At 59.5% G+C, this 8,025-nt stretch carries 9 protein-coding genes; 5 read left to right on the forward strand and 4 right to left on the reverse strand.

The window, feature by feature from the left end; genetic code table 11:
- The first annotated feature begins 85 nt into the window (after positions 1–85).
- The 5 genes from F8N62_RS19475 to F8N62_RS19490 all read left to right on the forward strand — a co-directional run bounded on the left by F8N62_RS19475 (position 86) and on the right by F8N62_RS19490 (position 3,579).
- Entirely contained in the window at positions 86–442 is a 357-nt protein-coding gene (locus tag F8N62_RS19475; RefSeq protein ID WP_150712199.1) for a 4a-hydroxytetrahydrobiopterin dehydratase, read from the forward strand.
- Entirely contained in the window at positions 442–1,635 is a 1,194-nt protein-coding gene (locus F8N62_RS19480) for an amino acid aminotransferase (protein ID WP_150712200.1), read from the forward strand. The genes F8N62_RS19475 and F8N62_RS19480 overlap by 1 nt, the downstream gene beginning before the upstream one ends.
- 233 nt (positions 1,636–1,868) lie before the next feature.
- The gene (locus tag F8N62_RS32075) at positions 1,869–2,000 is read left to right on the forward strand and encodes a hypothetical protein (RefSeq protein ID WP_263597223.1); all 132 of its coding nucleotides are present in this window, start codon (positions 1,869–1,871) and stop codon (positions 1,998–2,000) included.
- Positions 2,001–2,077: 77 nt separating this feature from the next.
- On the forward strand, positions 2,078–2,260 hold the full coding sequence (locus tag F8N62_RS19485; RefSeq protein WP_150712201.1) for a hypothetical protein: 183 nt from the start codon (positions 2,078–2,080) through the stop codon (positions 2,258–2,260).
- A 104-nt stretch (positions 2,261–2,364) separates the two neighbouring features.
- Positions 2,365–3,579 (forward strand): MFS transporter, encoded by a 1,215-nt coding sequence (locus F8N62_RS19490; protein WP_150712202.1) that lies wholly within the window; start codon positions 2,365–2,367, stop codon positions 3,577–3,579.
- On the opposite strand, the gene arfB is transcribed toward F8N62_RS19490, so the two are convergent.
- From arfB to F8N62_RS19510, 4 genes are all read right to left on the reverse strand, one after another.
- Positions 3,576–3,989: an alternative ribosome rescue aminoacyl-tRNA hydrolase ArfB gene (arfB, locus tag F8N62_RS19495; RefSeq protein WP_007902485.1), complete on the reverse strand. Its 414-nt coding sequence runs from the start codon at positions 3,987–3,989 to the stop codon at positions 3,576–3,578. The genes F8N62_RS19490 and arfB overlap by 4 nt on opposite strands.
- A 190-nt stretch (positions 3,990–4,179) precedes the next feature.
- The gene (locus tag F8N62_RS19500; protein ID WP_150712203.1) at positions 4,180–5,592 is read right to left on the reverse strand and encodes an amino acid permease; all 1,413 of its coding nucleotides are present in this window, start codon (positions 5,590–5,592) and stop codon (positions 4,180–4,182) included.
- Between the two features lie 778 nt (positions 5,593–6,370).
- Complete coding sequence (gene rluB, locus F8N62_RS19505) at positions 6,371–7,636, reverse strand: 23S rRNA pseudouridine(2605) synthase RluB (protein ID WP_150712204.1); 1,266 nt, start codon at positions 7,634–7,636, stop codon at positions 6,371–6,373.
- Positions 7,637–7,792: 156 nt separating this feature from the next.
- A complete protein-coding gene (locus F8N62_RS19510; RefSeq protein ID WP_150712205.1) occupies positions 7,793–7,984 on the reverse strand; it encodes a DUF1289 domain-containing protein in 192 nt (63 codons plus the stop codon).
- Between the last annotated feature and the right edge of the window lie 41 nt (positions 7,985–8,025).

Raw genomic sequence — 8,025 nt, forward strand, 5'->3', positions numbered from 1 at the left:
GTGAGCCTGTCAGGAACCGCCGCATTGGTTTAGCGTGTGAACGCTGACGGCCGATTTTCCAACTATCAGATTTCAGGAATACATCATGTCCACATTGAACCAAGCCCACTGTGAAGCCTGCCAGGCCGGCGCCCCGCAAGTCAGCGATGAAGAGCTGCCGGTACTGATCAAGCAGATCCCTGACTGGAATATCGAAGTCCGTGACGGCGTGATGCAGCTGGAAAAAGTTTTCCTGTTCAAGAATTTCAAGCACGCACTCGCGTTCACCAACGCGGTCGGTGAAATCTCCGAGGCTGAAGGTCACCATCCGGGCCTGTTGACCGAATGGGGCAAAGTCACCGTGACCTGGTGGAGCCACTCCATCAAGGGCCTGCACCGCAACGATTTCATCATGGCCGCACGCACTGACGACGTGGCCAAGGACGCCGAGGGCCGCAAATAATGCATTTCGACGCCATAGGTCGAGTACCCGGCGACCCGATTCTCGGCCTCATGGAGGCCTATGCGCAGGACCCCAACCCGCGCAAATTCGACCTTGGCGTCGGCGTCTACAAAGATGCCTTCGGCCTGACGCCGATTCCCCAGGCCGTGAAACTCGCCGAGCAGCGCCTGGTGGATCGTCAGACCACCAAGACCTACATCGGCGGCCACGGCGAACCGGCGTTCGGCAAAGTCATCAATGAGTTGGTGCTCGGTGTCGATTCGGCGCTGATTGCCGAACAACGGGCCGGCGCCACCCAGACCCCGGGCGGCACCGGTGCGCTGCGCTTGAGCGCGGACTTTATCGCACAGTGCCTGCCGGGCCGTGGCGTGTGGCTGAGCAACCCGACCTGGCCGATTCACGAAACCATTTTCGCCACGGCCGGGGTCAAGGTTAATCACTACCCTTATGTCGGCAGCGATAACCGTCTTGACGTCGACGCGATGCTGGCGGTACTCAATCAAGCGCCGAAGGGCGACGTGGTGTTGTTGCACGCATGCTGCCATAACCCGACCGGTTTCGATCTGTCCCATGACGACTGGCGCCGTGTGCTGGACGTGGTGCGCAGTCGCGACCTGGTGCCATTGATCGACTTCGCTTATCAGGGCTTTGGCGACGGCCTGGAACAAGACGCGTGGTCGACCCGGCTGTTCGCGGCTGAACTGCCGGAAGTGTTGATCACCAGTTCATGCTCGAAAAATTTCGGCCTGTATCGCGATCGCACAGGCGCGCTGATTGTCTGCGCGAAGACTGCGGACAAACTGGTGGATATCCGCAGTCAACTGGCCAACATCGCACGTAATCTGTGGTCAACTCCGCCGGATCATGGTGCGGCGGTCGTAGCAACAATCCTCGGTGATCCGGAACTGAAAAGCCTCTGGGCCGACGAAGTCGAAGCCATGCGCTTGCGCATCGCGCAACTGCGCAGTGGTCTGGTTGAAGCGCTGGAACCCCACGGGTTGCGCGAGCGCTTTGCGCACATTGGTGAGCAGCGCGGAATGTTCTCCTACACCGGGCTGACGCCGGAGCAGGTCAAACAGCTGCGTGACCATCACAGCGTGTACATGGTCGGCACTGGCCGGGCAAACGTGGCGGGCATTGATGCGACGCGCCTGGATTTGCTGGCCGAGGCCATCGCCAAAGTCTGCAAGTAACACAGCCCCCTGTAGGAGCCGCCGCAGGCTGCGATCTTTTGATCTTGACTTCCAATGGCAACAAAAGATCGCAGGCTTCGCCAGCTCCTACACAGACCTGTCTAGACAACTCCATCCGTCGAAACAAATGGATATAAAAGTCTATTTGTCATTTCTCCTGCTGTATCCTGCCCAAGCTTTTTAAAAGCGCGGATCTACCAGATCTATCAACAGACTTTGCGAGGAGCGCGAACATGCACGAGATCCCTAATCTCCCCTTCCCAAGCCTGCACGAAACTGAGCAGACACCCCCGCAACAAGCCGGCGCCCAACAGCCCGAGCCGAAAGAAGCCACTGAACGCCGCCAGGCTGACAGCGAAGACTGAAACACCCGCAATGCCAGACCGTGTGGAAAGCGCTAACATGCGCTTTCCACACCGCCTGAACCCTCGAGCTGCACACCATGACCGACGAATTCACTGAGAGCCAGGCCAGCGTCCTGATCGGCACCGCCGAGAAAATGATCGAGATCTGGAATCGCCTTTCTCCCGAAAAACAGGCTGCCCTGCTCGCCCGTTTCGGCACCGAAGAAAATGCCTTGGCCGCCCTGGTCACCACGCAACTGGTCGCTCCCGTCAAACCCTGATTTCACGCCGCCCGGCAAATAGTTTTACTTTTCCACGCCCGTGGCCGCTCGCGCCGCTATCATAAGCAGCCTATCTATCCTGCTATACCCGTGGATCTTTACCCATGTCTGAAAACCAGCGCCCCCTGGCGGTCACGCTGCAAGTCGTTTCCATCGTCCTCTTTACCTTTATCGGTTACCTCAATATCGGCATTCCCCTGGCTGTGTTGCCGGGCTACGTCCACAGCGACCTCGGCTTTGGCGCGGTCATCGCAGGGCTGGTGATCAGCGTGCAATACCTGGCCACCCTGCTCAGCCGGCCTTACGCCGGCAAAATCATCGACAACAAGGGCAGCAAACTGGCGGTGATGTATGGTCTCGCCGGTTGCGGCTTGAGCGGTGTGTTCATGCTGATTTCAGCCTGGACCCAGAGCTTGCCAATGTTGAGCCTGATCAGCTTGCTGATCGGCCGGCTGGTCCTCGGCAGTGCGGAAAGCCTGGTGGGTTCCGGTTCGATTGGCTGGGGCATCGGCCGGGTCGGCGCGGCAAACACTGCCAAAGTGATCTCCTGGAACGGCATCGCCAGTTACGGCGCGCTGGCAATCGGCGCACCGCTCGGCGTGCTGCTGGTCAGCCAATTGGGTTTGTGGAGCATGGGCGTCAGCATCGTGTTGCTGGCCGTGCTGGGTCTTGCGCTGGCCTGGCCGAAAACCGCGGCGCCGATTGTGACCGGTGAGCGCCTGCCGTTCATGCATGTGCTGGGTCGAGTGCTGCCACACGGTTGTGGCCTGGCGCTGGGCTCGATCGGCTTCGGCACCATCGCCACCTTCATTACCTTGTATTACGCCACCCAACAGTGGGACAACGCGGTGCTGTGCCTGAGCCTGTTCGGCGCGAGCTTCATCGGCGCGCGGTTGCTTTTCGGCAACCTGATCAACCGTCTCGGCGGTTTTCGCGTGGCGATCGCCTGCCTGTCCGTGGAAACCCTGGGGCTGTTGCTGCTGTGGCTGGCGCCGGATGCCCATTGGGCACTGGCGGGTGCGGCGTTGAGCGGGTTCGGATTTTCGCTGGTGTTCCCGGCATTGGGCGTCGAAGCGGTGAATCTGGTGCCAGCGTCGAGCCGTGGCGCGGCGGTCGGCGCCTATTCGTTGTTCATTGATTTGTCGCTGGGGATTACCGGGCCAGTGGCGGGTGCGATTGCTGCGGGATTTGGTTTTGCCTCGATCTTCCTGTTCGCCGCCCTCGCCGCTTTAAGCGGTTTGGTGCTCAGCGTGTATCTGTACCGGCAAGCGCCAAAGCACCTTAATGAAAAGCACCGTGACGGAAGAACCGTGCGTTAGAAATCGACCTTGCCGCGCCCGGCCTTGATGCTGCCGCGCTTGGTCTTGGATTCGAGCCGACGCTTTTTTGAACCCAGCGTCGGTTTGGTCGGACGACGTTTCTTTTCGACTTTGGTGGCGCTGAGGATCAACTCGGTCAGCCGTTCCAGTGCATCGGCGCGATTGGCCTCCTGCGTGCGGTATTGTTGAGCCTTGATGATCAACACCCCTTCGCTGGTGATGCGACTGTCGCGCAGCGCCAGCAGCCGCTCCTTGTAGAACTCCGGCAAGGACGACGCGGGAATGTCGAAGCGCAGGTGCATGGCGCTGGAGACTTTATTGACGTTCTGCCCACCGGCGCCCTGGGCGCGAATGGCCGTCAACTCGATCTCGGCATCCGGCAGATGCACGTTGTTGGAAATCACCAGCATGGAAAGTGTCCGAATTCAGAGTGCGCAGGATACCGCGAATAGATTGATGCAATGCGGACCTTGTGGGAGCGAGCCTCTGTGGTGAGGGGATAAATCCCCTCGCCACAAAGCCACGCTCCCACAGGGTTTTGCATAAAGACTGAAAACAAAACCCGGCACTTGGCCGGGTTTGTAGTTTACGCGCGCGGCGTTATTTCACTGCCGCGTGCAACGCCTGCTGCGCGCTGCGCTTGTTCTTGATGCCATAACAAACCCACATAAACGCAACCCACACCGGAATCGCATACACCGAGATCTGGATCCCGGGAATCAGCAGCATCACACCCAGGATAAACGCCACGAACGCCAGGCAAATGTAGTTCCCGTACGGGTACCAAAACGCTTTGAACAGCGGCGTCTGTTGAGTCTTGTTCATGTGCTGGCGGAACTTGAAGTGCGAGAAGCTGATCATCGCCCAGTTGATCACCAACGTGGCCACCACCAGCGACATCAACAGTTCCAGCGCGTTTTGCGGGATCAGGTAGTTGAGCAACACGGCGATCAATGTCACCGCCGCCGATGCCAGGATCGAACGCACCGGCACGCCGCGCTTGTCGATCTTCGCCAGCGCCTTCGGCGCATCGCCCTGTTCAGCCATGCCCAACAACATGCGGCTGTTGCAGTAGGTGCCGCTGTTGTACACCGACAACGCCGCGGTCAGTACCACGAAGTTGAGGATGTGCGCAGCGGTGCTGCTGCCGAGCATCGAGAACACTTGCACGAACGGGCTGCCGCTGTAGGAATCACCGGAGGCGTTCAGGGTGGCCAGCAGGCTGTCCCATGGCGTCAGCGACAGCAGAATGACCAGCGCACCGATGTAGAAAATCAGGATCCGGTAGATCACCTGATTGATCGCTTTCGGGATCACGGTTTTCGGCTTGTCGGCTTCGGCTGCGGTGAAACCGAGCATTTCCAGGCCGCCAAAGCTGAACATGATGATCGCCATGGCCATCACCAGACCGCTGACGCCGTTCGGGAAGAAACCGCCGTGGGACCACAGGTTTGTCACCGAGGCCTGGGGACCGCCGTTGCCGCTGACCAGCAAATAGCTGCCCAGGGCAATCATGCCGACGATGGCCACCACCTTGATGATCGCGAACCAGAACTCGGCTTCACCGAAGACCTTGACGTTAGCCAGGTTGATCAGGTTGATCAGCACGAAGAATCCGGCGGCCGAGACCCAGGTCGGGATATCCGGCGCCCAGTAGTGGATGTATTTGCCGACCGCTGTCAGCTCCGACATGCCCACCAGAATGTACAGAATCCAGCAGTTCCAGCCTGACAGGAAGCCGGCGAAACCGCCCCAGTACTTGTGTGCAAAATGGCTGAAGGAGCCGGCCACCGGCTCTTCGACGATCATTTCACCCAGCTGGCGCATGATCATGAAGGCAATGAAGCCGCAGATGGCGTAGCCGAGGATCATCGACGGACCGGCGGATTTCAGCACCCCGGCCGAGCCGAGAAACAGGCCGGTACCAATCGCGCCACCGAGGGCGATCAGTTGAATATGACGATTCTTCAGGCCGCGTTTCAGCTCGCCTGATTGCGAGGTTTGTCCACTCATGAAAAAGGTCCCACGTTCAGCGTATTTGCAACGGTCATGCGTCACCTGTTTGTTTTTATCTGTGACGAAATCGAACCCGACACGCTCGTGACGTGACGGAGTGAACAAGGCGGATAACCTTGAGGATTGCGCAGCTGCGCAGGAGGTCACAGGTAAAACGCGGCGCATTGTACACCGCTAACCCCCTGCTGCCAGACACCGCCGGATCAGCGTGTCGGTTGCCGGGGTTGCACGTGTCCGCCTCGGGGGGGTCGGGCGGCTGCATAAAAGGCGTCAGGCCTTTGCGGGCCTTGGGCGAGAGCGTTGGAGAAACGGTTGCTCGGAAAGAGTGGAAGATGATTCACGGCGTACATTGCGCCTCCTTTTTGTTATGCACCTGCACGACAGGCATGGGGCGCATCTCACCTTGCATGGGGTGGTGAAACAAGCGGACAGAGGGCTGAAATGAGATCTTAACGCTTGTGCAGCGGAAGAATTTTCTTACAGTTATCGCGGGTTACTGGTTTCACGGGATCAATCGGTAGAAATCGTCAGGTTTTCTTTACGAGGCGTAAAATTGGTTTTCCATTCCGCCTTTGGCAGCGCACCCATCGACGCCTTCGCGGGCAAGCCCGCTCCCACAGGAATTTTTGTCGCACACAGATTATGTGAACGTCACCCCAAACCTGTGGGAGCGGGCTTGCCCGCGAAGCGGCCTATAGGAACACCGCAGAGCTAAAGCCTGGGCAAAAAAAAACGCCAACCCGAAGGCTGGCGTTTTTTATGTGCCGCTTACCGATTACTCAGGTTTGCGACGACCGAAACCCGGACGCTGGCCCGAACCGGCTGGCGCGCCACGGCGCTTGCCCGATGGCTTGTCACCCTCCACCAGCTTGATCCCCGGACGTTTTGGCGCCGGCTTGGCCGGGCGTTTGGTGTCCGAAGGACGATCCGCCACTGGCGTACCGCGACCGGCTGGAGCGCCACGATCGCTGCGACCAGCGCTCGGTGCACCGCGGCCTTCGCCACGCTCGGTGCGACCGTTGGCCGGACGCGGTGTGCGTGGACCACGCTCACCATCGGCACGCGGGGCAACCGGCTTGCGCGACGGACGCTCGCCTTCGAGGTGCGGCTCACGCGCTGGACGCGGGCCGGCGGCCGGAGCGCCTGCCGCTGGACGCAGCGTACGCACGCGCTCGGTCTTGCCGACCGGACGCGACGATTTGCGCTGCATACGCTCAAGCTTGTCTTTGCTCTTGGCGTTCATTTGCGGCATGGCCACCGGCGTCAGGCCCACTTCAGCACTCAGAATGTCGACTTCGTACTGGCTCATTTCGCGCCAGCGGCCCATCGGCAAATCGGAGTTGAGGAACACCGGACCGAAACGCACGCGCTTCAGACGGCTGACAACCAGACCCTGGGATTCCCACAGACGACGGACCTCGCGGTTGCGACCTTCCATCACCACGCAGTGATACCAGTGGTTGAAACCTTCGCCGCCGGGCGCTTGCTTGATGTCGGTGAACTTGGCCGGGCCGTCTTCAAGGACAACGCCGGCTTTCAGACGCTCGATCATCTCGTCATCGACTTCGCCACGCACACGGACTGCGTATTCACGGTCCATTTCGTAGGAAGGGTGCATCAGGCGGTTGGCCAGCTCACCGTCGGTGGTGAACATCAGCAGACCGGTGGTGTTGATGTCCAGACGACCGATGTTGATCCAGCGACCTTCTTTCGGGCGCGGCATCTTGTCGAACACGGTCGGACGGCCTTCAGGGTCGTCACGGGTGCAGATTTCACCGTCGGGTTTGTTGTACATGATCACGCGGCGTACCGACTCGGCGGCTTCTTCGCGCTTGATCACCTTGCCATCGATGGTGATGGCGTCATGCAGGTCGACGCGCAGGCCAAGGGTGGCGTCTTTGCCATTGACCTTGATCCGGCCGTGACTGATCCAGGCTTCTACGTCACGGCGCGAGCCGACGCCGATACGGGCGAGGACTTTCTGCAGTTTTTCACCTGCTGGGCCGATTTCCTGGTCGTCTTTCTGGTCTTTGATACTCATCTGGGCACCTCCCGGTGTGGTCTGTTCAGGCTGCCCTCAATTGAGCGTCCTGAAGCGATGTCAATCTGTGCACTTGGCGAAGGGATCGCCGAAGGGTCGCAAATCATACGCTCATGTCAGTCTTTGCGCATCAGAGACTAGCTGAACATTGGATAACTACTTGTGTTTCCGCCGACCGGTGGCGCCGAGTTTGATCAGGCGCAACGCCGCTTCGGCCAGAACCGTGCGTTTGTCAGCCTTGTCGAGCTTCTTCCAGGACTTGATCTCGCGCTTGCTGCGACCGCAGCCGACGCAGATGTCGTCGGTGAATTTGCAGACACTGATGCAGGGGTCTTTGATTGAGCTCATCAAACTCTCCTGGGTCAAAAGATCGCAGCCTTCGGCAGCTC

It is taken from the genome of Pseudomonas fluorescens (assembly GCF_902497785.1).
GTDB lineage: Bacteria > Pseudomonadota > Gammaproteobacteria > Pseudomonadales > Pseudomonadaceae > Aquipseudomonas > Aquipseudomonas fluorescens_BO.

Excerpts from the sequence above, each read along its gene's own strand:
- F8N62_RS19475 (WP_150712199.1), top strand. The coding sequence starts at position 86 with ATGTCCACATTGAACCAAGCCCACTGTGAAGCCTGCCAGGCCGGCGCC.
- F8N62_RS19480 (WP_150712200.1), top strand. The coding sequence starts at position 442 with ATGCATTTCGACGCCATAGGTCGAGTACCCGGCGACCCGATTCTCGGC.
- F8N62_RS32075 (WP_263597223.1), top strand. The coding sequence starts at position 1,869 with ATGCACGAGATCCCTAATCTCCCCTTCCCAAGCCTGCACGAAACTGAG.
- F8N62_RS19485 (WP_150712201.1), top strand. The coding sequence starts at position 2,078 with ATGACCGACGAATTCACTGAGAGCCAGGCCAGCGTCCTGATCGGCACC.
- F8N62_RS19490 (WP_150712202.1), top strand. The coding sequence starts at position 2,365 with ATGTCTGAAAACCAGCGCCCCCTGGCGGTCACGCTGCAAGTCGTTTCC.
- arfB (WP_007902485.1), bottom strand. The coding sequence starts at position 3,989 with ATGCTGGTGATTTCCAACAACGTGCATCTGCCGGATGCCGAGATCGAG.
- F8N62_RS19500 (WP_150712203.1), bottom strand. The coding sequence starts at position 5,592 with ATGAGTGGACAAACCTCGCAATCAGGCGAGCTGAAACGCGGCCTGAAG.
- rluB (WP_150712204.1), bottom strand. The coding sequence starts at position 7,636 with ATGAGTATCAAAGACCAGAAAGACGACCAGGAAATCGGCCCAGCAGGT.
- F8N62_RS19510 (WP_150712205.1), bottom strand. The coding sequence starts at position 7,984 with ATGAGCTCAATCAAAGACCCCTGCATCAGTGTCTGCAAATTCACCGAC.